At 69.9% G+C, this 23,293-nt stretch carries 25 protein-coding genes and 2 pseudogenes; 14 read left to right on the top strand and 13 right to left on the bottom strand.

Annotation, left to right across the window (positions count from 1 at the left end; all coding sequences use genetic code 11):
* Positions 1–72: 72 nt before the first annotated feature.
* A complete protein-coding gene (locus tag R2E43_RS17275) occupies positions 73–942 on the top strand; it encodes an AraC family transcriptional regulator (protein ID WP_161270146.1) in 870 nt (289 codons plus the stop codon).
* A 27-nt stretch (positions 943–969) separates the two neighbouring features.
* Here the strand turns inward: R2E43_RS17275 and R2E43_RS17280 are convergent, their stop codons facing one another.
* Entirely contained in the window at positions 970–1,350 is a 381-nt protein-coding gene (locus tag R2E43_RS17280; RefSeq protein ID WP_011029513.1) for a VOC family protein, read from the bottom strand.
* Between the two features lie 108 nt (positions 1,351–1,458).
* Here R2E43_RS17280 and R2E43_RS17285 point away from each other — a divergent pair, with 108 nt between their 5' ends.
* Complete coding sequence (locus R2E43_RS17285) at positions 1,459–1,875, top strand: cupin domain-containing protein (protein ID WP_332056336.1); 417 nt, start codon at positions 1,459–1,461, stop codon at positions 1,873–1,875.
* A gap of 65 nt (positions 1,876–1,940) precedes the next feature.
* Positions 1,941–2,360, top strand: a complete 420-nt coding sequence (locus R2E43_RS17290) for a VOC family protein (protein ID WP_136207956.1) — start codon at positions 1,941–1,943, stop codon at positions 2,358–2,360.
* Positions 2,361–2,549: 189 nt separating this feature from the next.
* On the opposite strand, the gene R2E43_RS17295 is transcribed toward R2E43_RS17290, so the two are convergent.
* Both R2E43_RS17295 and R2E43_RS17300 read right to left on the bottom strand, forming a co-directional pair.
* Entirely contained in the window at positions 2,550–3,314 is a 765-nt protein-coding gene (locus R2E43_RS17295) for a dienelactone hydrolase family protein (protein WP_332056337.1), read from the bottom strand.
* Positions 3,315–3,541: 227 nt separating this feature from the next.
* Entirely contained in the window at positions 3,542–3,733 is a 192-nt protein-coding gene (locus tag R2E43_RS17300; protein WP_003974757.1) for a DUF6381 family protein, read from the bottom strand.
* 158 nt (positions 3,734–3,891) lie between these two features.
* On the opposite strand from R2E43_RS17300, the gene R2E43_RS17305 reads away from it, so the two are divergent.
* Together R2E43_RS17305 and R2E43_RS17310 are read left to right on the top strand one after the other, a co-directional pair.
* Positions 3,892–4,776, top strand: a complete 885-nt coding sequence (locus R2E43_RS17305; RefSeq protein ID WP_093456633.1) for an MOSC domain-containing protein — start codon at positions 3,892–3,894, stop codon at positions 4,774–4,776.
* Positions 4,777–4,911: 135 nt separating this feature from the next.
* A complete protein-coding gene (locus tag R2E43_RS17310) occupies positions 4,912–5,121 on the top strand; it encodes a hypothetical protein (RefSeq protein ID WP_093456632.1) in 210 nt (69 codons plus the stop codon).
* 62 nt (positions 5,122–5,183) lie between these two features.
* Here R2E43_RS17310 and R2E43_RS17315 read toward each other — a convergent pair whose 3' ends face one another.
* On the bottom strand, positions 5,184–5,942 hold the full coding sequence (locus tag R2E43_RS17315) for a GntR family transcriptional regulator (protein WP_011029507.1): 759 nt from the start codon (positions 5,940–5,942) through the stop codon (positions 5,184–5,186).
* Positions 5,943–6,274: 332 nt separating this feature from the next.
* Here R2E43_RS17315 and R2E43_RS17320 point away from each other — a divergent pair, with 332 nt between their 5' ends.
* Positions 6,275–6,715, top strand: coding sequence for an ATP-binding protein (locus R2E43_RS17320; protein ID WP_011029506.1), 441 nt, complete (start codon positions 6,275–6,277; stop codon positions 6,713–6,715).
* A 267-nt stretch (positions 6,716–6,982) separates the two neighbouring features.
* Here the strand turns inward: R2E43_RS17320 and R2E43_RS17325 are convergent, their stop codons facing one another.
* The 3 genes from R2E43_RS17325 to R2E43_RS17335 all read right to left on the bottom strand — a co-directional run bounded on the left by R2E43_RS17325 (position 6,983) and on the right by R2E43_RS17335 (position 10,700).
* Complete coding sequence (locus tag R2E43_RS17325) at positions 6,983–8,584, bottom strand: restriction endonuclease (RefSeq protein ID WP_234328666.1); 1,602 nt, start codon at positions 8,582–8,584, stop codon at positions 6,983–6,985.
* A gap of 807 nt (positions 8,585–9,391) precedes the next feature.
* The gene (locus R2E43_RS17330) at positions 9,392–9,817 is read right to left on the bottom strand and encodes a hypothetical protein (RefSeq protein WP_030868425.1); all 426 of its coding nucleotides are present in this window, start codon (positions 9,815–9,817) and stop codon (positions 9,392–9,394) included.
* Between the two features lie 349 nt (positions 9,818–10,166).
* On the bottom strand, positions 10,167–10,700 hold the full coding sequence (locus R2E43_RS17335; protein ID WP_234328667.1) for a hypothetical protein: 534 nt from the start codon (positions 10,698–10,700) through the stop codon (positions 10,167–10,169).
* 89 nt (positions 10,701–10,789) lie between these two features.
* On the opposite strand from R2E43_RS17335, the gene R2E43_RS17340 reads away from it, so the two are divergent.
* Positions 10,790–11,185 (top strand): hypothetical protein, encoded by a 396-nt coding sequence (locus tag R2E43_RS17340; protein ID WP_234328668.1) that lies wholly within the window; start codon positions 10,790–10,792, stop codon positions 11,183–11,185.
* Here the strand turns inward: R2E43_RS17340 and R2E43_RS17345 are convergent.
* A pseudogene (locus R2E43_RS17345) lies at positions 11,161–11,538 on the bottom strand (transposase); the annotation flags it as partial. The gene R2E43_RS17340 and the pseudogene R2E43_RS17345 overlap by 25 nt on opposite strands.
* Here R2E43_RS17345 and R2E43_RS17350 point away from each other — a divergent pair.
* Positions 11,520–12,375 (top strand): annotated as a pseudogene (locus R2E43_RS17350) (tyrosine-type recombinase/integrase); the annotation flags it as partial. The pseudogenes R2E43_RS17345 and R2E43_RS17350 overlap by 19 nt on opposite strands.
* 484 nt (positions 12,376–12,859) lie before the next feature.
* Positions 12,860–13,042 carry a hypothetical protein gene (locus R2E43_RS17355; protein ID WP_030868429.1) on the top strand — a complete coding sequence of 61 codons (183 nt, stop codon included), beginning with the start codon at positions 12,860–12,862 and terminating at the stop codon, positions 13,040–13,042.
* Positions 13,043–13,129: 87 nt separating this feature from the next.
* Here the strand turns inward: R2E43_RS17355 and R2E43_RS17360 are convergent, their stop codons facing one another.
* A complete protein-coding gene (locus R2E43_RS17360; RefSeq protein ID WP_003974762.1) occupies positions 13,130–13,891 on the bottom strand; it encodes a phosphoglyceromutase in 762 nt (253 codons plus the stop codon).
* A gap of 161 nt (positions 13,892–14,052) precedes the next feature.
* Between R2E43_RS17360 and R2E43_RS17365 the strand changes: the two genes are divergently transcribed.
* Positions 14,053–15,342: an MDR family MFS transporter gene (locus tag R2E43_RS17365; RefSeq protein ID WP_003974763.1), complete on the top strand. Its 1,290-nt coding sequence runs from the start codon at positions 14,053–14,055 to the stop codon at positions 15,340–15,342.
* An 81-nt stretch (positions 15,343–15,423) separates the two neighbouring features.
* On the opposite strand, the gene R2E43_RS17370 is transcribed toward R2E43_RS17365, so the two are convergent.
* Positions 15,424–15,891 (bottom strand): DUF2000 domain-containing protein, encoded by a 468-nt coding sequence (locus R2E43_RS17370; RefSeq protein ID WP_189284236.1) that lies wholly within the window; start codon positions 15,889–15,891, stop codon positions 15,424–15,426.
* 49 nt (positions 15,892–15,940) lie between these two features.
* On the opposite strand from R2E43_RS17370, the gene R2E43_RS17375 reads away from it, so the two are divergent.
* Positions 15,941–16,756: an AraC family transcriptional regulator gene (locus R2E43_RS17375; RefSeq protein WP_332056338.1), complete on the top strand. Its 816-nt coding sequence runs from the start codon at positions 15,941–15,943 to the stop codon at positions 16,754–16,756.
* A 28-nt stretch (positions 16,757–16,784) separates the two neighbouring features.
* Here R2E43_RS17375 and R2E43_RS17380 read toward each other — a convergent pair whose 3' ends face one another.
* Positions 16,785–17,291: a type III secretion system chaperone family protein gene (locus tag R2E43_RS17380; protein WP_136207970.1), complete on the bottom strand. Its 507-nt coding sequence runs from the start codon at positions 17,289–17,291 to the stop codon at positions 16,785–16,787.
* Positions 17,284–18,657, bottom strand: coding sequence for a D-inositol-3-phosphate glycosyltransferase (gene mshA / locus R2E43_RS17385; RefSeq protein WP_016326818.1), 1,374 nt, complete (start codon positions 18,655–18,657; stop codon positions 17,284–17,286). Before mshA ends, R2E43_RS17380 begins: the two co-directional genes overlap by 8 nt.
* A gap of 264 nt (positions 18,658–18,921) precedes the next feature.
* On the opposite strand from mshA, the gene R2E43_RS17390 reads away from it, so the two are divergent.
* The 3 genes from R2E43_RS17390 to R2E43_RS17400 all read left to right on the top strand — a co-directional run bounded on the left by R2E43_RS17390 (position 18,922) and on the right by R2E43_RS17400 (position 22,869).
* Positions 18,922–19,737, top strand: a complete 816-nt coding sequence (locus R2E43_RS17390; RefSeq protein WP_332056339.1) for a class I SAM-dependent methyltransferase — start codon at positions 18,922–18,924, stop codon at positions 19,735–19,737.
* Between the two features lie 206 nt (positions 19,738–19,943).
* The gene (locus tag R2E43_RS17395; protein WP_332056340.1) at positions 19,944–21,104 is read left to right on the top strand and encodes a C40 family peptidase; all 1,161 of its coding nucleotides are present in this window, start codon (positions 19,944–19,946) and stop codon (positions 21,102–21,104) included.
* 271 nt (positions 21,105–21,375) lie between these two features.
* On the top strand, positions 21,376–22,869 hold the full coding sequence (locus R2E43_RS17400) for a PP2C family protein-serine/threonine phosphatase (RefSeq protein WP_332056341.1): 1,494 nt from the start codon (positions 21,376–21,378) through the stop codon (positions 22,867–22,869).
* Between the two features lie 69 nt (positions 22,870–22,938).
* On the opposite strand, the gene R2E43_RS17405 is transcribed toward R2E43_RS17400, so the two are convergent.
* Entirely contained in the window at positions 22,939–23,274 is a 336-nt protein-coding gene (locus tag R2E43_RS17405) for a DUF2516 family protein (RefSeq protein ID WP_030868443.1), read from the bottom strand.
* Positions 23,275–23,293 lie beyond the last annotated feature (19 nt).

A 23,293-nucleotide genomic window follows, 5' to 3' on the forward strand; every position in this document is an offset into this window, starting at 1 on the left:
ACCGAACCGGACCACGGCGATCGGGCGCCGCCGATGTGCCCCCTGCCACGGTGGATGCCGAAGGGAGGCCGCATGATCTCGGCACTGAACCGCCTGGTCGACCTGGTCGAGGACCACCTCGGCGAGGAGCCGGACGTCCCCGCGCTGGCCGCGGGGCACGGCACGACCGAGTACCACCTGCGCCGGATGTTCTCGTCGCTGGCGGGCATGCCGCTGTCGGAGTACGTCCGCAGGCGCCGCATGACCGTCGCCGCCGCCGACGTCGTACGGGGCGGGGACGACCTGCTGGGCATCGCCGTCCGGTACGGCTACGGCTCCACGGAGGCGTTCGGACGCGCGTTCCGGTCGGTCCACGGCGCCGCCCCGCGCGACGTCCGCCGCGCGGGAGGCCCCCTTCGGTCACAGCCGCAGCTCAGGTTCCGCCTGACCGTCGAAGGGAGCGCCTCCATGGCCACCCGTTTCACCGACCGCCCCGCCTTCCGCCTGATCGGACACGCGACCCGCGTCCCGCTCATCCACGAGGGCGTCAACCCGCACATCCAGCAGCACATCGCCGCGCTCCCCCGGGAGGCCCACGCCCGCCTGAAGTCCCTCGGCGACACGGAACCGGCCGGCCTGCTCCAGGTCAGCGACGACGTGGCCCAGGACAGTCCGGAGGGCACCGAACTGACCTACCTCCACGGCGTGGCCGTCAGCGCCGGCACCCCGGCCCCCGACGACCTCGACGCCATCGAGGTCCCGGCCGGCACGTGGGCGGTCTTCCGCAGCTCGGGCCCCTACCCGGACGCCCTCCAGACCACCTGGGCGTCCACGGCGTCCGAGTGGTTCCCCTCCAACCCGTGGCGCCTGCGCCCCGGCCCGTCGATCGTCGCCGTCCTGGACCGCGCGGACGACTTCACGACGGCGACGACGGAACTGTGGCTCCCGGTGGAACCGGCCTGACGAGCCGGCGACTCCCAGGGGACCGACTCACAGGGGACTGAGCCGGGCCTTGAGCAGACAGAACTCATTGCCCTCGGGATCGGCGAGGACGTGCCACTGCTCCTCGCCGGTCTGCCCGATGTCGGTCGGCCGCGCCCCGAGCTCCAGCAGGCGCTCCAGCTCGGCGTCCTGATCCCGGTCGGTGGCGTTGACGTCGATGTGCAGCCGGGACTTGCCGGGCTCCGGCTCGTCCCGGCGACTGAGGATGATCGTCGGCTGCGGCCCGCCGAACCCTTCCCGCGGCCCGATCTCGAAGTACTCGTTGTCCTCACGGTCGAGCACGACGAAGTCCAGCACCTCGCACCAGAACCGCGCCAGCGCCTCGGGGTCACGACAACCGAGCACCAGCTCACTGATCCGACAAGCCATGACCGAAACCTGCTCTCGACGCGGGAAGCACGGGTACGAACGCGCTGGTGACCGTACCTGGAGGGTCGGCCGGGGGCGAAGGCTTTTCCACTGCTAGCTTCCGGAACCATGACGGACATCGTGTACGCGGGCAACGCGGGCAAGGACGCGGCACTGGACCGGGGATGGCTGCTGGGGCACTTCAAGGACCCCTCCGACCTCCGGCACAGCGAGGACGTCGAGATCAAGTGGGGCGTCCATCCGAAGGGGGACGAGCGCGCCCACTGGGTCACCGGCGAAGACCGCACCGCGCTCCAGGTCCTCGTCAGCGGACGCTTCCGGGTGGACTTCCCCGGCCGCAGCGTCGTACTGGCCGAACAGGGCGACTACGTCGTGTGGGGCAGGGGCGTCGACCACTCCTGGTACGCGGAGGAGGAGTCCGTGGTCCTGACGGTGCGGTGGCCGTCCGTGCCCGGGTACGCGGTCGCCGACGCCGACGCCGACGCCGAGCAGGACGGCTCCGGTGCGCGGAACGCCGGGAACTGAAAGTCCGCTCGGCGCCCGCGGAGACCTCATACTCTGAGCGCCCGTCCGCACTGCCTGGGGGAGAAATGACCAGTAGGTTCACGGAGTTGGTCCTCGACTGCCACGACCCGGAGCGACTCGCGGCCTTCTGGTGCGCGGTCCTGGACTTCGAAGTCATCGACCGGGGCGAGGGCAAGGTCGAGATCGGCTCCTGGCAGCCGACGGTCGGGGAGGTCCGCGCCCGCCAGATGCCGCCCACCCTCGTCTTCATCCGGGTGCCGGAGGGCAAGACCGTGAAGAACCGGCTCCACCTGGACGTGAGCCCGATCGACGCCAGTACGGAAGACGAGGCGGCCAGGCTCCTCGCCCTCGGCGCCACCAGGGTGGACGTGGGCCAGGGACCAGGCCGGAGCTGGGTGGTCATGGCCGACCCCGAGGGCAACGAGTTCGACGTCGTACGCAGCCTGGCCCCGTCTGCTCAGAGGCTCCCCGCCGACTGCTCATGAGCGGGCCGTTGTCAGTGGCTACGGCTAGGGTCGCGGACGCGCGGTCGGCATCCGAGGTGCCCAGCTCCGCAGTGCGGCTGCATCCCCGGTTCTGTCCGGGGGCGGCCCGGGAACAGCCCGGGACCCAACCGACGGCCGGGCTTGGTCGATGGCCAAGAGCGAGACCTGCCAGCGCCGACCGCGCACTCGTCAACGACGCGACCGACCGAGTTCCCCACCGCGATCCAGGGTGCGGCCGAGAAGAGGCAGCAGGCGCTCCCAGTGGAGCCGCAGTGCGGCGGCGTCGAAGGCACCGGTGTCGGACATGGTGAAACCGTGGACGGTGCCGGGATAGATCTCCGAGGTGTAGCCGACACCTGCCGCCTCCAGGGCCTGGTTCAGCTCGCCGAGGCCCTCGGGCGTCAAGTCGCTCTCGGCGTGCCCGAAGTGGACCTCTGCGGTGAGCTTGGCGAGGCTTTCGGGCCCGTCGGCTCCCACGGGCGCGTGGAACGCGGCGAGGGCGGCCACCTGGCCCGGGTGCGCGACCGCGGTGCGCGTCGCCAAGAGGCCGCCGATGCAGTAGCCGGTCACCCCGACCGGCCCTGGACCCACCTCGGGCCGAGCGGTGAGGAACGTGAGAAAGGCGTCGGCGTCGCGCAGCACCCGCTCCGCCGTGTGCGCCTCGATCAAGGGCATCAGCTGGGCGAAGACCGCGCCGCGCGCCTCTTCTCCGATGTACTCGGGCAGCTCGATGACCGGCGCCGGGCCGTGCCGGTAGAAGAAGTTGGGCACGAGTACGTAGTACCCGTGCCCGGCCAGTTCGCGGGCCAGCTCCCTCAGCACGGGCCGGATCCCGAAGCCGTCCGCGTACATCAGCACCCCCGGGTGCCGTTCCCCGCCGCCCGGGAAGGCGGCGAACGCGTCGGCCTGTCCGTCCGCGGTAGGAATCCGCAGCGACTTGGACTGGGTGGGCATGCATTCTCCTGTCGTGGTTGATGTGTCGAGCTTGTGATCAACACGACGGAGGCGGAGCCCTCGCGGCAGCGCGGGTTCCTCGGTCGGACAGCGGGCCCGTACCGGCCCGTACGGCACTCAGAAGAGCACCGGGTCACCAATCCGTGTGTGGCGCGAGGCCGTCCCGGTAGTCATGACTCCAGAACATAGCCCAATTCTCGACGTGCACCGCTGGTGCCGTCGCTTCCTCACGCCGAGGGATAGATGTCCCCGCCCCGCTCCATGCTTTCCTCTTCGCTCTGGCTCTGCAGCCTTCGGGCCTTCTCCTGGAGCCTCTTCCGCTCGTCGGGGTCGCTGGTCCGTTCCGAGGCGGCCTTCAACTCCTGGGCCTTGTCGCGCATCTGCTGGAGCCGGGCGCGAGCTTCTCCACCTGCACTCATGTGATCCGTCCTCGCATCGTGAGCGGCAGTTGCGCATACCAGCGAATCACACACGGCTACCCTCCGCACCTGGACCGTCACCCGCGCTTCCGCCGTCCGGAGGCGCTATGCGCCAACGGCGTACGTTCTACTGTGGTCGCGGACCGAGGGGGCGCCGCATGGCCAACGTGGTGGATCTGATCTGCTACCCCGTCAAGGGGTGTGCGGGTGCGTCGACGAGCGATGCGCTCCTGACTCCGGCGGGCCTCGCCCACGACCGCAGCTTCATGGTCATCAGCGAGAACGGAATCTTCCGCACGCAACGCCGGCACCCCCGCCTCGCCCTGATCCGGCCGGCCATCGGCACCGACGGCACTCGCCTCACGCTCGACGCGGCCCACGGTGCTGACGGCACGGGCCGCTTCGGCACACTGTGTCTCGACGTGACGACATCCGCGCCGCGCCGCGACGTCGATCTGTTCGGCACCGCTTTCCAGGGGATCGACCAGGGCGACGAAGCCGCCGCCTGGCTGTCGGAGTTCCTCGGCGCCCCCAGCCGCCTGGTCCGCGTACCGCCGGAGCACAACCGGATCACCGACGGCCTGACCCCCGGCCCGTCCGGCTATGCCGACAGCAGCGCGGTGCACCTGCTGTCCCGCGCCTCCCTCGCCCTCCTCAACCAGCGGCTGGCCGAACGCGGCGCCGCGATCCTGCCGATGAACCGCTTCCGCCCGAACATCGTCGTCGACAGCCACGAGGATCACGACCACGACAGCGGCGGCGACCCGGCAGCCCTGCCGCACGCAGAGGACCGCGCACGCCGCATCTCCCTCGGCGGCGCCGAGTTGGGCTATGCCAAGCTCGCGGTGCGCTGTGCCGTCACCCTGGTTGAGCAGGAGACCGGAGCAAGGCGGGGCCCGGAGCCACTGCGCACACTCGCGGCCTACCGGCGGGCGGCAAGCGGCGGCGTGGTGTTCGGCGCGAAGTTCTCCGTGATCACGCCGGGCAAGCTGTCGGTCGGCGACGAGGTCGTCATCCAGGAGTGGGGCGACGCCGACCTGTAGGAACTCCCGCCGAAGTGATCTCCGAGAGGGCTTGCTGGTCAGCGGCAGAGGGTTCGTACACCTGGTGGCCGAGACGCGCCCGGCGCCGGCAAACTCCGTTGCCAGGACTGCCGACTGTCGGATTCGATCGCGGTCATGACCGATGGCGCCGCAGTCGACGTTGCCGACGAGCAGATCGTCAGCAACCAGATCATCCGGGGTATCAAGACCCTCCGTGACCATCTGGACTGCTCTGTCCATGAGGCCCTGGACGTCTTCGTCGCCAGGTACGCGGTCCTGAGGGCGGATCGCCCGGGCGACTTCACCTGCGGCCATGACGAGTACTGGACCGGCTTCTACTCGTGAGACCGAGCCTGCCGCAGACAGGGTCGTGACTCAGGCCGTGGCGTGGGGTGAGACCGCTCGAGTTACGCGTCGAAGTCGTACTCCAAGACGTACGAAGCGGCGTCCAGCGTCATTTCGTTGATCTCGACGGCGCGGCCCTCGTCCGTGAATGCGGTGCGGCAGATGAGGATGACCGGGGTGCCCGCTGCCACGCTCAACTGGCTCGCCTCGGCCTTCGACGGCATGCGTGAGCGGATCTCCTCACGGAAGTGCACCGGCCCGTGGCCGAGTTCGGCGAGCCGGGCGTACGTCCCGCCCTTCCCGGTGTCCTCCTGAGTGATCGCGGACCCGGCGACCAGGGCGGCGGGAAGGTAGCTCGTCGCGAGCAGGACCGGCTTGCCGTCCAGGACGAAGCGCCGGCGCCGCACGCACACCGTCTCCCCGTCGGCCAGGTCCAGGACCGCGGCGACGCCGTCGGGCGCGGCTTCCTCGGACACCGTGACCTGGTCCACATCGAGTGAGCGGTCCTCGATGTCGGCCGACCAGATGGACCTGCCGTTGCCCCATTGCTGCCGGGCCAGACGCTGGATGCCCCGGCGTCGAAGCGGGCGAAACTCCCGGACGAACACTCCGGCGCCCTTGCGGGCCTCGGCGACGCCTTCGTCCCGGAGGACGCTCAAGGCCTGGCGGGCCGTCATGCGGGCCACGCCGTGGGTGGCCATGAGGTCGTTCTCCCCCGGGAGTCGATCACCGGGACCGTACTCGCCCGACCGGATCGCTTCGCGCAGCGTGTCCGCGATCCGCTGGTACTTGGGACGTCGGTCGTCTGCGGCGTTGGCCATCCCGTGGGCCTCCTCTCCTTCTCTAGACACCTTAGGCCACAGGTCCGGGGCTCGCTCGCTCCGAGTAGCCACTTGGCCTCCCCAAGGGCGCTACGAAGCAGGGGACTTGACGTCTCTAGAGATGTTAGCCACAGTACCTATCTAGAGATGTCGCGCATGACTTCCTGAACGAGGGGTGTTGTATGGCGTCGTACGGGATCGGTCCTTCGACTGCCGCATCGGCAGTGGCGAGAGCGTCGACTCGGACGTTCGTCGGCACGGACAGACGGGGCAACGTCGGACGGCGGCCTCATCGCCCCCACTGCGACCTCAGCGGCGGGGAGTGAGTACGGGTGGCCTACGCGATCGACCGTTATCCGTGTGCGGAGTCGCCGCGCCTCGGCGCGATGAGCCTGCACCCCGTCGCCGAGTCCGTGCCCCGGGCCAGGCGCTGGTTCCGAAAGTTCGTCACTCCCTACCAGCTGTCGTGCTCGGTCGACGACTGTGTTCTGCTGCTCTCCGAGCTGGTGACCAATGCCGTCGTCCACGGCACGTCGGACACACCCTGGCTCGTCCGCGTCGAGTGGTTCCGTGTGGAGGCGTCGCTCCGGGTCGAGGTGCACAATCCGGGGCTCCCGGAGAGCGTGCGGCTCAGGTGCCCCGAGGCCGACGACGCGCACGGGCGCGGGCTGCTGCTGGTCGACTCCGTCGCCGACTCCTGGCACGCCGGTCCCAGCCGCTTCGGCGGAACGGTGGTCTCCTTCGAGATGTCCGGCGCCTGGCCACCGTCCTGATACGGCCGCTCACGCGAGCGCCGACCCGAAACGCCAGTCGGCCCCCGCCCTGCCGAGCAACAGCAGGACGGGGGCCTACCGAGGTGGGCCTACTTTTTCTTGCCCTGGGTCTGCCGGGAATCTTGGTGAGCTGGGTTTCTGCTGGTCAGGGGCGGTGAGGTCGTGCGCCTGGTGGTCGTCGTTGGTCGTCATTGGGCACTGTCGAGCGCCCTCGGACGGCCCAGAGACGGCCCAGCTCCCTCCGTTAGTGTGGGCGGCCCGCCGACCTCAGCGCGAGGGGCGCCTCTTCGGGGGGACCGGGCCCGGGATCACATCCTTGCCAAGGTGCTCCTTGATCAGGTACTTGAGTTCCGGTCCTTCGATGAGCTGGAGCCGACCATGTTGGCGGGCAAAGTCGTGGCTGGCCCTGCCGAACCACGATGTGGTGATCAGGACCCCCTTGGCAGCACGCTTGTGCTCGACCACTCCGGCGAGCGCCTGGACGGACTCAACACCCACGAGCTTGCTGTAGCGCTTCGCCTGAATGATGCACTCACCGTTGAAGACGGGGTCCTTGCTGACGGCCACCGCATCAACGCCCTCGTCCTTTGACGCCTGGGTGTTCCAGGCCTCCATGCCGATGGCCTCGAACAGTTGGCGAATCAGGTGCTCGAACTCGGTGGGCGTCAGCTTCACCAGCACAGGCCTGCTGTCCAGGCCGGCGACTACATCCATGCTGTCCATGAGCCGGTACTTCGACAGGTCGAACTCGACGATGGGGCGGATCGGTTCGAGATCGTAGGGATTGGGAGACACCAGAGCGTTGAGTCCCCTGAGGCACTGCGCCGGATCAACCTGACTGAGACGGAGCCTCCCGAACTGCTCCCTGCTGGCGCTGAGCGTCACCAGACAGGGTGAGACCTCCTGACCCGTGGCCCGGTCGATGGTTCTCACATGGCCGTTCAGGATCACGCCATTGACGATCCGGTCCGGATCGCTCGTCAAGACCTCATGCACTGTCCTCAGAGCCACTTGTGCCAGAACGGAGGCGTAGATCTCCTTACGCTCCTTCTCCGGACGAGGCAGGACGGTCGTCTCGTCTCGGTTCTTCACGTACCGGTAGCCACGCGCGGTTGGAACGATCGCCTCAGGCGGCATGTGGATCTCAACGAGTACGTCACCGGTGGCAGGACGGAAGGCGATTCGATGCTCGTGGGGGAAGCCCAATGGATACTCCGACGCATCCAGAACGGCTCCTAGATGAGCCTCGACCGCCGCAGGCTCCCCGGCCCTGTACGCCTCGCGCTCCTCGTCCAGCTTCGAGTTGAAGGCCGCCACCTCGTCAAGGGCCCGCGCTTCGGCCTGGCGATGCTCGGCACGCTTCCGCTCCAGCGTTGCCAGCCGCTTCTCTTCGGCCCGCCTGTGGCGATCTTGTGCCTCGACGAACCGCACACGCGCCTCGGCAACCTCAGCTTCATAGCGCTTCCTGCCAAGACCCAGGACAGCAGCCAGACCACCGGGTTCCGGTGGTACGAACTCCTCCCAGCGCGGTGAAGGCTCCGGACGAGACCAAGGACGCTCGTCTAACGCTCTCGGCGTGTGAGCCCTCCGCCGGCGCTCAAAGGTCGTTGGCGGATCGCCAACCAACGCGGCACGGAGCAACTGTCCGAGCTGCTCGACCTCGTGCTCGACCCCGATCGTGCGAACCTGCGCCTGTTCGGCCTGCTGCTCCTGATATGCGGCCTTCCGCTCGCGTTCCTGCCGCTTGCTGGCCGTCTCAGCGGCCTTGCGTTCCCGCTCCGCTTGGCGTGCCCGTTGCTCCTGGGCACGTCGTAAAGCTTGCTGGTGCCGCTGATAGTCGTTGCCTCGGCCGCTGCCCCGTTGCGCCACCTGTTTGCCCCTCCCCTGGCCTGACTCCGCCACAGGGCTGCATTCCCCTTCCACCTCGCAAAATCACGCAGGGCAGAGACGTCGCCTCAGCCGGACGGCACGGTGCACCGTGGACTCAAGTCGTCTGTGCCTCAGCCGACGACAGTCAGCCACGATGGCGGGTTTGCCAACCGACCAGGCGCGCGTGTGCCTTGCCGCACTCCCACTGGCCTCAGCCACGCTGTCGAGGTGTCGCCGACCCAGAGGAAGCTAGGACGGCCGGCCCGTGAGCACACTGCCTGAGCCATCAGCTTGGGAAGCTGCGATCACTTGGAGTTGTTAAGGTCGCTGACCTGGGCATACGGTCGGGCCCCGATGTTGCCGCGGTACCTGGGTTCCCCGTCGTTCCCCGTTGTTCCCCGCTCAATCTGGTGCGGTTGTGGTGCGGGGCAACCGGCTATAACGACGGTCGCAGCCCGTGGGGCTCATGACTGCTGCCTCAGGGGCAGCCGCACTCGACCCACTTCTGCCCGCAGATACTGCACGTCACGTCGGCCGTCCTCGGGCACACGACGTGCTCGTACCGCTCGTACCGCCCGACGCTGGACGTCCGAATCTCTTGGCCAACCTCGATCGCATCGCTACAGCGGGTGCAGGTGCTGTCGTACTTCGCCACGAAACTCACTTTGACTTCCTTCCATGGCGCTCGGCAGAGCGGGCATCAAGCTCGGCTGCTCTGCCTTCCGACGCACCTGTCTGAGCCCCTATGAAGCACAGGGTTCCGAGGAACGTAGCACCCCATGTGGTTAGACACTCAGGTTCTTGATCTCAGGCGACCGCTGGACCAGCTCCATGACGTTCGTAGAGCTGTTTCACTTGCTTGACCCAGAAGCCGAACTTCTCATCGGCCGACGCGCTCGTGGGCAGAAGCTGGAGTTCCTTGGCCAGCTGATAGAAGCCAGAGCCAGCGTCGTTGGCACCTAGGTAGTTCACCAGGGCCGAGAGCATGACAGGCGGGTCTGAGGGCGCGACCTCTTGGTCTCGTTCCACGATCAGCCCGAGCAGATGCCCCATCGCGGCCCGTTCGTCAGCACGCTCGAAGTCGAACGGACGGCAGCCTGTTCGCCTGGCCAGGGTCACGTTGAGCTCGGTGTACGAGGTGAGTTTGCCCAGCTTCGCTCGCTCGATGAGGAAGCCACGACCGGCATGTACCAGCTCTTCCCATTCACTGTCCGCGCGGCCGTATCCAGTCATCCCGCCCCCTGAGCTACATCCACCTGTGAGCGGGAACGTACAGCGCCGGCGCAGTGCCCACAATCGCTCGATGGACTGAGCGCTGCAGCTCGGTGTTAGGGCGAGAAGCACCCCATCTTGCCCGACCGCCACCCCTAGGGGGAAAGCCCGTTCCGCTAGAACCCCTGACCTGCGGTTTCGCTGCTGCGAGGACGCGGCACACCTGTCACCGTCGGTCGGCCTCGGGGGCCCTCAGACGGCCCAGCGCTGGTAACCGCTCACTCAAGCGGCTGGGTCGCCACCCGCAGCTGCTCGCTGTGAGGCCAGGTGAAAGTGCGATCCGGCTCCAGACGTGCTTCTCCCCAATGGATCACGTGGATGCCGCCCTCCGGGTCGGCGGTGAAGAACAGGCACACCAGCTTCGTGGACGCACCCAGCGCCTCGAAGGTCTCGTGCAGACCCCGTACTCCTCGGTCGCGTACTCGTCATCCAGCAGGAAAAGGCCGTCCTCCGGGTCGGGCCCGTGACTCAAGAGCATGCGGCGGCGGGTAGGGGAAGCGTCAGCAGCCAGGCGCGCCCGTTCAAGAGGCCTGAGACGGTTGGCGTACTTGAAGGGAAAGAGCGCATGGTCGTTGATGACGGCGTACTCGTACCCGCGTAGATCCCGCACGGCTTCTTCCAGTTCCCGCGCGATGTCCGCCAGGTTCTCGCGCACAGCCTCCGCCAACGTCGAGCCGTAAGGGCTGCGCTTCTTCAGCCTCGCGGCGAGGTGTACTGCATGAGCACGGGTGTGGGCCCGAGCCAGTTGCTCCGGGATCGCTTCGACGAGCCTGCTGGCATGCCGCCCAAACCGCTCCGCCGCCCAACTCGACGGCTCACCCTGGTCGCCACCCAGCACGGACATGCAGAGTCCCCCTCCCTAGGTCGTGTCCGATGGGTCGTGTGAGCTGATCAGGGACGTGGCCTACTGTTCGCTGGAACGAAGGGGGCCGCATGGTGCGCGATACAGCCGAAGCAGAGACGGGGATGAAAGGGATCACGTTTCCGGCCTGGCACGGAAAGCACTACGTGACCCTGGCTGAGCTGCTGGTTCGCTTCGGCAGCTTCGGCCTGGACCTGACGTGGCGCGTCGAATTCGACGAGATCGTCGATCCTCGCTGTCTCGAGATGGAGAGACGGTCCGCCGACGCCGGCATGGACACGTTGACACTGTTGTCGCTGACGACCCCCTTCCTCCAGCTGATCGATGCCGAAGCACGTGGGTTCGCCGGGGACGAGCTGGTGCTCGTCCTGACCGAATTCGACAGCTCCTCGTGGGAGGTCAGGGCTGTCGACGAGCGCGTACTCAGCGAACTTCGCCACCACTACCCGGGTGCCAAGGACCTCTGAGCCGGGGCCCTGCACTCCGGACGGAGCCAAAGACGGATCGCCGCCACGGTGACCGTCCCGTGGGAGACGTACGCCCGCTTGTCGAAGCGCGTGGCGACGGCGCGGAAGTTCTTGAGCCGGTTTATGGTCCGCTCGACTTCGTTGCGGCGCCGGTAGATCGTCTTGTCGAACCCTGCGGGCCGGCCGCCTTGGCTGCCGCGGCGCTGGCGGTTGGCCCGCTGGCCTCTCAGTTCGGGGATCGTGTGCTTGATCTGGCGTCTGCGCAGGTGACGCCGGTTGCGGCGTGACGAATAGGCCTTATCGCCTCCGACATGGTCGGGCCGAGCGCGCGGTCGCCCACCAGCCTGCCGGGGTGCGGCAGTTGCAAGAGAACGGCGTCCGCCGGGTCGTATGCCCGGACGATCTACTCCAACGTGCGCGCGGCGCTCAGTGCGGCCGTGGATGACGGGCACCTTCCCCGCAACGCGTGTGCCGCCTGGTCGGTCCGGCCGCCGACCGTAGAGAACAAGCGCGTCGTGCCCTGGACACCGGAACGGGTCTTCGCCGTCCGGGCCGCCATGCCCGAGCGCTTCCAAGCCATGGTCGACCCGGGCGATGGCTGCGGGCTCCGCCAGGGCGAGACTCTGGGCGTGGCTGTCGACGCCATCGACTTCGACTCGGACACGCTCCACGTGGTCCAGCAACTGAAGCTGAGCCGCAGCAAGGCGGTGTTCGCCCCGCCGAAGGGCGGCAAGCTGCGGGGCGTTCCGCTCACCCGCCCGGTCGCTGATGCGCTCCGGGCCCATACGAAGCGCTTCCCGCCGGTCGAGATCACCTTGCCGTGGAAGGTGGCCGACGGGCCTCCGGTGACCAAGCGGCTCGTCTTCACCGGGCCGCGCGGCGGGCACGTCTGGCGTACGTCGCTCAACGAGGAGGCGTGGAAACCGGCGCTCGCCGCGGCCGGCGTCATCCCGGTGCCCGAGCGAGGTCGGCCGTACGCGGAGTCACGCGAGAACGGCATGCACGCGCTGCGCCACTTCTACGCCTCGGTGCTCTTGGACGCGGGCGAGAACATCAAGGCCCTCGCCGAGTACCTGGGCCACTCGGGCCCGGGCCTGACGCTGCGGGTGTACGCGCATCTGATGCCGACCAGTAGCGAGTGGACCCGGAGAGCGGTCCACAATATCTACAGCGAAAGCTGGTCAGATTAGACGTCGTCCGCTTCTAATCCGCTTCACTATTTAGCGAGACACTATCCGTGATAGCTGTCGGCGAAGAAAATAACAGGCTCATTAGCTATCTTTCACGGCAGATAGATAAGTCATCCTTCGCGGCAGATATACAAGACATCGAGAGTACATCGCCAGGAGCAACTGCCGAGCCGGTTACCCCTGATCATTATTTCGAGGGATCGGCCCGCTCACCTGGGAAGACGTTCCATCCATGGAACGTCTTGTTCCATCCATGGAAGGAAGCTAGCCGCACCTCCCAAGAAGGACTCTCGCACCCCCAACGAAGGACAGAGCGAAACCCAAGGAAGACCCTTAGCAGGGAATTTGTGGGAGCTCCCTCGGAAGGGGTAGCGTCCTGCCTGCCGAATGGTGAGAGCCACCCCGGGCCTGGGGTGGCTCTCGTCTCCGTCGGCGCATTGCAAGATCCGTAGCAGGATGCCGAAACGCACAACTGGAGAAGGACATGTTGTCACGCCCTGGCCTCGCGCTCTACCTGGCACCCCGAGAGCTCCCGTTCATCCTCGTCGGCGGCGCGATCGGCGCCCTCGGCGCCTGGTCCGCAGCACCCATGGCGGCCGCTGCCTTGACGACGTTCCTGGTGGCCTTCCAGGTGAAGGCCGAGATCCTCACGAAGCCCCGCTCATGACCGAACACGGCCCAGCGACGGCCCAGAGGTAGCGAAAAGCCCCCTCCCGGCGGAGAAACCGCAGGTAGGGGGCCTATTCGTGCGGGCCTACTTCTTCTTGCCCTGGTTCTTCACGGCCTCGATCGCCGCCGCGGCCGCGTCCGGGTCGAGGTACGTGCCGCCCGGGTTCAGGGGCTTGAACTCGGCGTTGAGTTCGTAGGAGAGCGGGATGCCCGTCGGGATGTTCAGGCCCGCGATGTCGGCGTCGGAGATGCCGTCGAGGTGCTTGACGAGGGCGCGGAGGGAGTTGCCGTGCGCCGCCACCAGGACCGTGCGGCCGGTGAGGAGGTCGGGGACGATCGCGTCGAACCAGTACGGGAGCATCCGGCCGACGACGTCCTTCAGGCACTCCGTCTGCGGGCGCAGCTCCGGCGGGAGCATCGCGTAACGCGGGTCGGAGAACTGGGAGTACTCGGCGTCGCGGTCCAGCGCGGGCGGCGGGGTGTCGTAGGAGCGGCGCCACAGCATGAACTGCTCCTCGCCGAACTCGGCGAGGGTCTGGGCCTTGTCCTTGCCCTGGAGGGCGCCGTAGTGGCGCTCGTTCAGGCGCCAGTGGCGGTGGACCGGGATCCAGTGGCGGTCGGCGGCCTCCAGCGCGAGCTGGGCCGTGCGGATCGCGCGCTTCTGGACGGACGTGTGGACCACGTCGGGCAGCAGGCCGGCGTCCTTGAGCAGCTCGCCGCCGCGCGTCGCCTCCTTCTCGCCCTTCGGGGTGAGGTTGACGTCCACCCAGCCGGTGAACAGGTTCTTCTCGTTCCACTCGCTCTCGCCGTGGCGGAGGAGGATCAGCTTGTACGGTGCGTCGGCCATGCTTCCGAGCGTAATCCAAGGCCCTGATCCCCCGCGCGTGCGCCCGGTGGGCGGACGGTTGACGGGAAGTGTTAATTGGATGGCTTCCCCGAGAGAGCCGTTTGTAAGTTGTGCCTACCGCATCAGCCGCTTACGGCGATCTCAATCACCTCGGGGGACCCATGCCTGTCGCCGGACTCGGACGTGCCGCACGCGAGACCGTCTCCGGGCTCCCCCGCGCGTTCTGGTGGCTGTGGACCAGCACCCTGGTCAACCGGCTCGGTGCCTTCGTCGCCACCTTCATGGCGCTGTACCTGACCATCGACCGCGGCTACTCCGCCTCGTACGCCGGTCTGGTCGCCGCTCTGCACGGGCTCGGCGGAGTCGTGTCCTCGCTGGGCGCCGGGGTGATGACCGACCGGCTGGGGCGGCGGCCCACGCTGCTGGTCGCGCAGACCTCCACCGCGCTGTCGGTCGCGCTGCTCGGCTTCATGCGGGACCCGGTGGCCATCGCCGCCGTCGCCTTCCTGGTCGGCATGGCGAGCAACGCCTCCCGGCCGGCGGTGCAGGCGATGATGGCGGACATCGTGCGGCCCGAGGACCGTATCCGGGCGTTCTCGCTCAACTACTGGGCGATCAACCTCGGCTTCGCGATCTCCTCCATGGCGGCCGGGTTCATCGCCGAGTACAGCTATCTCGCCGGGTTCATGATCGAGGCCGGTATGACGCTGGTGTGCGCCGTGCTCGTCTTCGTGAAGCTGCCCGAGTCGCGGCCGAAGGAACACGCCACCGAGACGTCCGGCGGCGGGGACGCGGTGCCCGTCTCGCTCGGGACCGTGCTGCGCGACGGGCGGTACATGGGGGTCGTCGGGCTGTCCTTCCTCATCGCGCTGATCTTTCAGCAGGCCTACGTCGGGCTGCCCGTCGCCATGGGCGAGGCCGGGTTCACGCCCGCCGACTTCGGCATGGCGATCGCCGTCAACGGTGTGCTGATCGTCGTGCTCCAGATTCCCGTCACGCGGTTCATCCAGCACCGTGATCCGCGGCTGCTGCTCATCGGCTCGGCGCTGCTGGCCGGGTACGGGTTCGGGCTCACCGCCTTCGCCGGGTCGGTCGCGGTGTTCGCTCTCACCGTGTGCGTGTGGACGCTGGCCGAGGTCGTCAACGCGCCGACGCAGACCGGGCTCGTCGTCCGGCTGTCGCCGGTGCACGGGCGCGGGCGGTACCAGGGGATGTACTCCATGTCCTGGGCGGTCGCCGCGCTCGTCGCCCCGCTGATGTCCGGGTTCGTCATCGACCACTGGGGCGCCGAGTGGCTGTGGGGCATCTGCGCCGTCGTCGGCACGGTGGCGGCGGCCGGGTACTGGGGGCTCATGCGGGGCCTGCCGAACGGCGGCGACGGCGACGAGACGCCGGTGGCACAGGACACGTCCGCCGCTCCCGTGCCCCGGGCCGACACGAGCGCCGTCTGACCCCGCCGCTCGCCGGGCGGTGCGTCCGGTCCCGGGTGCGCCCCGGTGCGTCCGGTCCCGGGTGCATCCCGGTACATCCGGTCACGGGTGCATCCGCGCACCCTTCAGCACCTTGTCCACCGCGTTCTTCGGGCCGTACACCGCGAGACCCACCAGGTCCAGGTCCGCCGTCGCCACCGCCCGTACCGCCGCGCGGTTGTCGCGGTCGTTGCCCGTGGCGAAGAGGTCGGACGTGAAGAGGGCGCGGGGCAGGGCGCGGGACAGTACGCGCGCGTGGGCGGTCGTCAGCGTCTCCTTCGTGCCCTCGAAGACCAGCACAGGCTGGCGGAACATCGGCAGGTAACCGACCGCGTCCGCGTCCTCGTAGGGCTCCCCGATCACCTCGGGGAACTGCTTGCCCAGGCCGCTGACCAGGAACGCCGTGACGTTGAGGCGCTGCCAGGTCTCCAGGTCCTCGCGCAGCAGTACGGCGATCTTGGTGTCGAAGCGGACGGGGGTCTCGGCCTCGGGAGCCCTGGGAGTCTGGGGGGCTGCTTCGTGCGTGCTCATACGGTGAGACTGCCGACCCGCACCCCGCCCGGTCTTGTACGTTTTTTGCATGGGCGGCCGATCGAAGGACCAGCGGAACGTCTCCGCCTGGCGGCCCCGCGTCCCCGGCGTCGTCGAGGTCTTCCACGCCCACTACACCGAGTACGCCTATCCGATGCACGTCCACGACGCCTGGACGCTGCTCATCGTCGACGACGGCGCCGTACGGTACGACCTGGACCGGCACGAGCACGGCACCCCGCACGACACGGTGTCGCTGCTGCCGCCGCACGTGCCGCACAACGGCTCCCCGGCGACCCCGGACGGCTTCCGCAAGCGCGTCCTGTACCTGGACGCATCCCGGCTCGGCGACGAGCTGATCGGACCGGCGGTGGACGCGCCCGACCTGCGCGACCCGGTGCTGCGGCGGCGGGTCGGGCAGCTGCACGCGGCGCTCGCGCTGCCCGGGGACGAACTGGAGGCGGAGAGCCGGCTGACCCTGATCGGCGACCGGCTGCGCGACCATCTGCGGCCCGGGACCGGCGCGGCCGGCGCCCGCCGGGACCCCGTGCTCGCCCGGCGGCTGCGGGAGCTGCTCGACGAGCGGGTCGTCGCGGGGATCGGGCTGACGGAGGCGGCCGCGCTCGTGCCCGCGCACCCGGCGCACCTCGTACGGGCGTTCAGCGGCGCGTACGGCATCGCGCCGCACCAGTACCTGATGTCCCGGCGGGTCGACCGGGCCCGGCGGCTGCTGCTGGCCGGACGGGCTCCGGCGGACGTGGCCGGCGCCACCGGGTTCTACGACCAGGCCCATCTGACCCGGCACTTCAAGCGGTTGGTGGGGGTCACGCCGGGGCGGTACCGGGCCGGCGGCGTCCGGACCTGACGCCGGTCAGCCGTCCCACAGCCTCCGGTCAGTCGCCGGAGCGCTCGATCAGGTGCTGGAACGCCTCCAGGTTCCGCGTCGACTCGCCGCGCGCGGTGCGCCACTCGTACTCCTTGCGGATGGCGGAGGCGAAGCCCAGCTCCAGCAGGGTGTTGAAGGCGCCGTCGGCGGCCTCCAGGACCTGGCCGAGGAGGCGGTCGATCTCGTCGGGGGTGACGGCGGCCAGGGGGAGTTTCGCGGTGACGTAGATGTCGCCGAGGCGGTCGACGGCGTAACCGATGCCGTAGAGCTTGAGGTTGCGTTCCAGCAGCCAGCGGTGGACGGCCGGTTCGTTCTCGTCGGGGTGGCGGACGACGAAGGCGTTGAGGGAGAGGGAGTGGCGTCCGAGGCGGAGGGAGACCGTCGTCGACAGCTTGCGGGTGCCGGGGAGCTTGACGACGTAGGTGCCGGACTCGGGGCTCTCCCACTCCAGCTCGGCGTCCTTCAGCGCCTCCTCGAGGGCCTGCGCTGCCTTCTGCTGTGGTGCCTCAGCCATGGTGCGAGCGTACGCGACGGCGGTACGACTGGATCGCGGCCGTGTAGACGTCGGCGGTGGTGGCGGCGGCGCTGTCCCAGCCGAAGGACTGGGCGTGCCGGGCGGCGGCGTCGCCCATGCGGGGCGTCAGATCGGGGTTGTCGGCGAAATCGCGCAGCACGCGCGCGTAGGCGGCGGGATCGTGGCCGTGGACGAGGCGGCCGGTGTGTCCGTCGCGTACGGCGACCGGGAGGCCGCCGACCGCGGCGGCGAGCACCGGCGTACCGGCCGCCTGGGCCTCTATGGCCACCAGCCCGAAGGACTCGCTGTAGGACGGCATGACCAGCACGGACGCGGCCCGGAACCAGTCGGCGAGCTGTTCCTGGCCGACGGGCGGGCGGAAGCGTACGACGTCGGCGATGCCGAGCCGCGCGGCGAGTTTCTGCAGGCCCTCCGGCTTGGCGAGGCCGCTGCCGCTGGGGCCGCCGACGACGGGGACGACGATGCGGGAGCGCAGCTCGGGGCGTTCGTCGAGGAGGACGGCGACCGCGCGCAGCAGGATGTCCGGCGCCTTCAGGGGCTGTATCCGGCCCGCGAAGAGCGGGATCAGCGCGTCCTGGGGCAGGCCGAGGCGGGCGCGGGCGGCGGCGCGGGCGTTGCCGTGCTGTCCCGGGCCGGGCACGCGGCCCTTGGGGAAGGGGCGGAACCGCTCCAGGTTCACGCCGGGATGGACCACGGCGACCTTGTCGGGGTCGGCGGCGTAGTGGCGGACGAGTTCGTCGGCCTCCTCGGCCGTGTTGGCGATCAGCCGGTCGGAGGCGGCGACGATCTGGGTCTCGCCGATGACGCGGGCGGCCGGTTCGGGGGTGTCGCCGTCGGCCAGGTTGGCGTTCTTGACCTTGGCCATGGTGTGCATGGCGTGCACCAGGGGCGCGCCCCAGCGCTGGGCGGCGAGCCAGCCGACGTGGCCGGAGAGCCAGTAGTGGGAGTGCACGAGGTCGTAGTGGCCGGGGCGGTGACCGGCCCAGGCCTGCATCACGCCGTGGGTGAAGGCGCAGAGCTGGGCGGGCAGCTCCTCCTTGGCCAGCCCCTCGTACGGGCCCGCGTCGACGTGCCGCACGAGGACGCCGGGGGCCAGTTCGACGGCGGGCGGGAGGGCGGCGGTGGTCGCCCGGGTGAAGATCTCGACCTCGATGTTGATCGCGGCGAGGCGCTGCGCCAGCTCCACGATGTAGACGTTCATGCCTCCGGCGTCGCCGGTGCCGGGCTGGTGGAGCGGTGAGGTGTGCACGGAGAGCATGGCGACGCGGCGGGGCTTTCGGTTCAGCCTCAGCCGCGGGGAAGCCGCCGGTGAGCGGCGCCCGAGCCTGCTGACGTACTGGCTCACGAGCCGTTCCTCCTCGCTGCGGGCATGCCGGTCGGAGGACCCTGGGTCGCCCTCCAAGGGTTGGGAACACCGGACGGGCCGTGCTCCATTCCGGTTTTCCGGCCTTTGCCGAATCATTACCGCCGATCGCTCAACCGTTCGAGGGCCCTTCGGGTCCCCACCCGGTCGCCGCCCGAGTCGTCGGCGACGGAAGCCCCGCCTGGTGTGCGGGTACCACCATTCCGCGGCCGAATGCCGGGCGGCCGGCCGCATACCCTCGTAGGCATGCCATCCCGCGCCACCGCCACCCGCCCCGTGGGCACGGTCACGCGCGGGACGACGAACCCCAACCGGCTGCGCCGCATGGACCGCTGGATCGCGGCCGCGCACGGTGCCGAACTGCGCCGCGCGGCCGACCCGGTCGCCGTCGACCTCGGCTACGGCGCGGCGCCCTGGACCGCCGTCGAACTGCTGCACCGCCTGCGCACGGTCGCGTCGCACGCGCGCGTGGTGGGCGTCGAGATCGACCCGGCCCGGGTGGCGGCGGCCCAGCCGTACGCGCGCGTGGGGCTCGATTTCCGGCACGGCGGTTTCGAGGTCCCCGTCTCCGCGCCGCCGCTGCTGATCCGCGCGGCGAACGTGTTGCGCCAGTACGACGAGGGCGAGGTCGCCGCCGTCTGGCGGCGGCTGTGCGCGCGGCTCGCGCCGGCCTCGGAGCACTCGCGCGGCGGACTGCTGGTCGAGGGGACCTGCGACGAGATCGGGCGCAGGCACGTGTGGGTGGCGCTCGGGCCCGAGGGACCGCGCACGGTCACCTTCGCGACCCGGCTCGGTTCCCTGGACCGCCCCTCCGACCTGGCCGAACGGCTGCCGAAGGCGCTCATCCACCGCAATGTCCCCGGCGAGCCCGTGCACGCCTTCCTGCGCGACTTCGACCGCGCCTGGGCCGCCGCCGCGCCCTACGCCTCCTACGGCGCGCGGCAGCGCTGGATGCGGGCGGTGCGGGACCTGACGGCCGACTGGCCGGTGACGGACGGGCCGGTGCGGTGGCGGCAGGGCGAAGTGACGGTGCGGTGGGAGGCGTTGGCGCCCCGCGGGTGAGCCCACGGCGCGGACGGTGCGAGCGGGGCGGGCGGGGCGAGCGGGGCCGAGCGGAGGCCGCGGCCGGGAACGATCTCCCTGCGGCGTTCGTCACACCCCGAGGGGAAGCAGGAGGAAAGCACGGCCTCTGTCGCTTTTCGCGCCGGCATGGCACGATCCCCCGAGCGAGCTATGTTACTGACGGTTAATCAGGTTGGGGGCGAGGTATGCGTACGGGGAAGCGTGTCCTGACGACGACTGCCGTGACCGTGGTCTGCGCGATCACCGTGCTGGCGGCGCCGGGGACGGCGTTCGCGGACCCGGGCCCCTCGGCCTCGTCCTCGCCGTCGCAGTCGCCGGGCACTCCCGGCGCCTCCGCCACCCCGTCCGCCCCCGCCGCCCCGTCAGCCCCGCCCGGCAAGGGCAAGGACCTGGAAGCCGTACGCGAGAAGCTCGACGGGCTCTACCGCGCGGCGGCCTCGGCCACGGAGGAGTACAACGCCGCCGAGGAGAAGGCCGAGAAGCAGAACGCCGAGATCGTCGAGCTGGCCAAGAAGATCGTCAAGGGTCAGGAGAAGCTGGACGGCCTCAAGGACCGCGCGGGAGCCGCGGCCCGCTCCCAGTACCGCACCGGCGGCCTGCCCGACGGGGCGAAGCTCATCCTGAGCGACGACCCGGAGGACTTCCTCGACGGCACCGGCCGGGTGATCCAGGGCCAGCGCGCCACCAAGGGCCTGCTCGGCGAGCTGACCCGCGCCCAGCGGGACCTGAAGGCCTACGCGGCGGACGCCTCCGCCCGCTTCAAGGAGCTGGAGGCGAACCGCAAGGCCAAGGCCACCGCCCAGAAGAAGATCGAGAAGCAGATCGCGGCGGCCGAGAAGCTGGAGTCCGAGCTGGAGAAGGAGGAGAAGGAACGCCTCGCCCGGCTGGAGCGGGAGGCGCAGGCCAAGGCGCAGACCGCCTGGCTCGACTCCGGCATCCTGAAGGACCTCGACACCGGGGCGACCGAGCGGGGCCGCAAGGCGGTCGAGTACGCCACCGCCCAGATCGGCAAGCCGTACCAGTGGGGCGCCGAGGGCCCGAAGTCCTACGACTGCTCCGGTCTGACCTCGCAGGCCTGGGTGGCGGCCGGACAGACGATCCCGCGCACCTCGCAGCAGCAGTGGAAGCAGCTCAGGCACGTCGCCGTCGAGGACATGCGCCCCGGCGACCTGATCATCTACTTCGACGACGCCAGCCACGTCGGCATGTACGTCGGCGACGGCTCCATGGTGCACGCCCCGCGCCCGGGGCGCTCGATCACCGTCGCGGGCGCGGGCTCGATGCCGATCCTCGGCGTGGTCCGCCCGGACACGGCCCCGGAGCGGACTTCCACCCCCAAGGAGTGACGCGGGCCACGCGACCGGCGCCGGGCGCGTGAGAAGGACCACGTGACCCAGTCCACGCCCGGCACCCGCCCCCGCGTGACCTTCGTCATCCCCGTACCCGGGCCGACGTGTCCAACTGCGGGGGAAAACGCGGCATATGACAGTGGCCCTCGGCCGCCCGACGTGTTCTGGACCATTCCGCAGCGGCGCCGTCACCCGCTATGGTCCCCGTCGGTGGGTCGAGGTCCCTCGCCCCGCCATGCCCTCGGGGGGAGGGAAGGAACCCAAGACGATGCCCGTACCCGTACCGCGGCAGAGGGCGATCCCGGCCGTGGAGTGTGGTCAGGCGCCCGCCGCGTCCCCGGACAGCGGCCCTTCCAAGGAACAGGCCCCGCCCGGGACGCACCAGGCCGAGAACGCCGCCACCCGGCGAGAGAACACCCGAGAGAACCCCACGGAGAAGCGCGAGAAGCCCACGGACACCAGCACGGAGACCAGCACCGGCACGAGCACCGGCACCGGCACCGACCGGACCCCGGCGCCCGGCGTCCGGGCCGAGAGCGCGGCTCCCACGAACCTGACGGTGCTGCTGATCGAGGACGATCCGGCCGGCTCGCCGATCGTGCCGGACCTGCTCGACCAGTCCGGCAAGCCGATCCGCGTCCGCACCGCGCGCAACCTCACCGAGGCCGGGCGGCTGCTGACCGACGACGTCCACTGCATCCTGCTGGACCTCGCCCTGTCGGCCCCCGCCCCGGCCCGCACGAACACCGACGGCGGTGGCAGCGGCAACGGCGGCGACGCGGAGGGCGACGACGAGCTGGCGGTGCTCCGGCACGTCCTGGAGCTGGCGCCCCGGCACGCCGTGCTCGCCCTCACCTCCTCCAGCGACGCCGAGCGCGGCGCCGAGGCGGTGGCGGTCGGCGCGCAGGACTACCTGTTCCGCGACGAGCTGGACGGCCGCCTGCTGAGCCGGGCGATCCGCTACGCCGTCGAGCGCAAGCGGTCCGACTCGGCGGAGCGGCGGCTGGCCGAGGGCAGGCTGCGGGCGCAGGAGAACCGCCGTCTGGAGCGCGGCCTGCTGCCGACCCCGCTGCTGGCCGGCTCCCCGCTGCGCTTCGCCGCCCGCTACCGCCCGGGCCGCTCGCGCGCGCTGCTGGGCGGCGACTTCTACGACGTCGTGCGCACCCCGGACGGCACCGTGCACGCCATGATCGGCGACGTCTGCGGGCACGGCCCGGACGAGGCGGCGCTCGGCGTGGAGCTGCGGATCGCCTGGCGGGCGCTGACGCTGGCGGGGCTGTGCGGCGACGAGCTGCTCGGCACGCTCCAGCAGGTGCTGGAGCACGAGCGCTCGGACGACGAGATCTTCGCGACGCTGTGCGCCGTGGACATCACCCCGGACGGCCGCCGCGCGGGCCTGTGCCTGGCCGGGCACCCGTCCCCGCTGCTCAGCCGCCCGGGCATGCCCGCACGGCTGCTGCCCTACGACAACAACGGCCCGGCGCTGGGGCTGCTGCCGGGCGCCCGCTGGCCGCGGATGCAGGTGGAGCTGGGCGCCGAGTGGAGCCTGATGCTGTACACCGACGGCCTGATCGAGGGCCACGTCGGCGGAGGCCGGGAGCGGCTCGGCCAGGACGGCATGGTGGAGCTGGTGCGGCGTCAGCGCGCCGAGGGTCTGACCGGCGAGGAGCTGCTGCGGGCGACCGTCAACGAGGTCCGCGAACTCAACGGCGGCGAACTGGCCGACGACCTGGCCGTCGTCCTGCTGGACCGGACGGCCTGAGCCGCCCGGTCCCGGTTCCGGTGATCCCGCGCGGGTCCTCCCGCCGGTGTCCGCCGCCGTCGTACGGGGTCAGCGTCCGCCGTTGTACGGGCCGTACGGGCCGTCGCTGCTGGAGCCGCGGCGGCTGCTGCGGCCGCCGCCGGACAGACCGCGCAGCGCGGGCCGTACGTCGACCATGTACACGATCGTCGCGATGAGACCGATGATCGGCAGGAACGACAGGATGTTGAAGATCAGGTTCACCACGAAGGCGAGCCCGAGGATGATCAGCCAGAAGGGCTTGGTCTTCTTGTCGGCCGCGCGGTAGGCGTCCTCGCGGCGCGTGGCGGCGTCGATCAAAGCGAAGCCGCTGAAAAGAATCAGGGCGATGCTCAGCAGCCACATGAAGCCTGCGAACCCCTGCATCAGCACAACGTCCACCACC

The sequence above is a fragment of the Streptomyces violaceoruber genome (assembly GCF_033406955.1).
Lineage (GTDB): Bacteria > Actinomycetota > Actinomycetes > Streptomycetales > Streptomycetaceae > Streptomyces > Streptomyces violaceoruber.

What these genes read in the sequence shown, in the direction of transcription:
- R2E43_RS17275 (WP_161270146.1), top strand. Translation starts at nt 73, where the DNA reads ATGATCTCGGCACTGAACCGCCTGGTCGACCTGGTCGAGGACCACCTC.
- R2E43_RS17280 (WP_011029513.1), bottom strand. Translation starts at nt 1,350, where the DNA reads ATGGCTTGTCGGATCAGTGAGCTGGTGCTCGGTTGTCGTGACCCCGAG.
- R2E43_RS17285 (WP_332056336.1), top strand. Translation starts at nt 1,459, where the DNA reads ATGACGGACATCGTGTACGCGGGCAACGCGGGCAAGGACGCGGCACTG.
- R2E43_RS17290 (WP_136207956.1), top strand. Translation starts at nt 1,941, where the DNA reads ATGACCAGTAGGTTCACGGAGTTGGTCCTCGACTGCCACGACCCGGAG.
- R2E43_RS17295 (WP_332056337.1), bottom strand. Translation starts at nt 3,314, where the DNA reads ATGCCCACCCAGTCCAAGTCGCTGCGGATTCCTACCGCGGACGGACAG.
- R2E43_RS17300 (WP_003974757.1), bottom strand. Translation starts at nt 3,733, where the DNA reads ATGAGTGCAGGTGGAGAAGCTCGCGCCCGGCTCCAGCAGATGCGCGAC.
- R2E43_RS17305 (WP_093456633.1), top strand. Translation starts at nt 3,892, where the DNA reads ATGGCCAACGTGGTGGATCTGATCTGCTACCCCGTCAAGGGGTGTGCG.
- R2E43_RS17310 (WP_093456632.1), top strand. Translation starts at nt 4,912, where the DNA reads ATGACCGATGGCGCCGCAGTCGACGTTGCCGACGAGCAGATCGTCAGC.
- R2E43_RS17315 (WP_011029507.1), bottom strand. Translation starts at nt 5,942, where the DNA reads ATGGCCAACGCCGCAGACGACCGACGTCCCAAGTACCAGCGGATCGCG.
- R2E43_RS17330 (WP_030868425.1), bottom strand. Translation starts at nt 9,817, where the DNA reads ATGACTGGATACGGCCGCGCGGACAGTGAATGGGAAGAGCTGGTACAT.
- R2E43_RS17335 (WP_234328667.1), bottom strand. Translation starts at nt 10,700, where the DNA reads ATGTCCGTGCTGGGTGGCGACCAGGGTGAGCCGTCGAGTTGGGCGGCG.
- R2E43_RS17340 (WP_234328668.1), top strand. Translation starts at nt 10,790, where the DNA reads ATGGTGCGCGATACAGCCGAAGCAGAGACGGGGATGAAAGGGATCACG.
- R2E43_RS17355 (WP_030868429.1), top strand. Translation starts at nt 12,860, where the DNA reads ATGTTGTCACGCCCTGGCCTCGCGCTCTACCTGGCACCCCGAGAGCTC.
- R2E43_RS17360 (WP_003974762.1), bottom strand. Translation starts at nt 13,891, where the DNA reads ATGGCCGACGCACCGTACAAGCTGATCCTCCTCCGCCACGGCGAGAGC.
- R2E43_RS17365 (WP_003974763.1), top strand. Translation starts at nt 14,053, where the DNA reads ATGCCTGTCGCCGGACTCGGACGTGCCGCACGCGAGACCGTCTCCGGG.
- R2E43_RS17370 (WP_189284236.1), bottom strand. Translation starts at nt 15,891, where the DNA reads ATGAGCACGCACGAAGCAGCCCCCCAGACTCCCAGGGCTCCCGAGGCC.
- R2E43_RS17375 (WP_332056338.1), top strand. Translation starts at nt 15,941, where the DNA reads ATGGGCGGCCGATCGAAGGACCAGCGGAACGTCTCCGCCTGGCGGCCC.
- R2E43_RS17380 (WP_136207970.1), bottom strand. Translation starts at nt 17,291, where the DNA reads ATGGCTGAGGCACCACAGCAGAAGGCAGCGCAGGCCCTCGAGGAGGCG.
- R2E43_RS17390 (WP_332056339.1), top strand. Translation starts at nt 18,922, where the DNA reads ATGCCATCCCGCGCCACCGCCACCCGCCCCGTGGGCACGGTCACGCGC.
- R2E43_RS17395 (WP_332056340.1), top strand. Translation starts at nt 19,944, where the DNA reads ATGCGTACGGGGAAGCGTGTCCTGACGACGACTGCCGTGACCGTGGTC.
- R2E43_RS17400 (WP_332056341.1), top strand. Translation starts at nt 21,376, where the DNA reads ATGCCCGTACCCGTACCGCGGCAGAGGGCGATCCCGGCCGTGGAGTGT.
- R2E43_RS17405 (WP_030868443.1), bottom strand. Translation starts at nt 23,274, where the DNA reads ATGCAGGGGTTCGCAGGCTTCATGTGGCTGCTGAGCATCGCCCTGATT.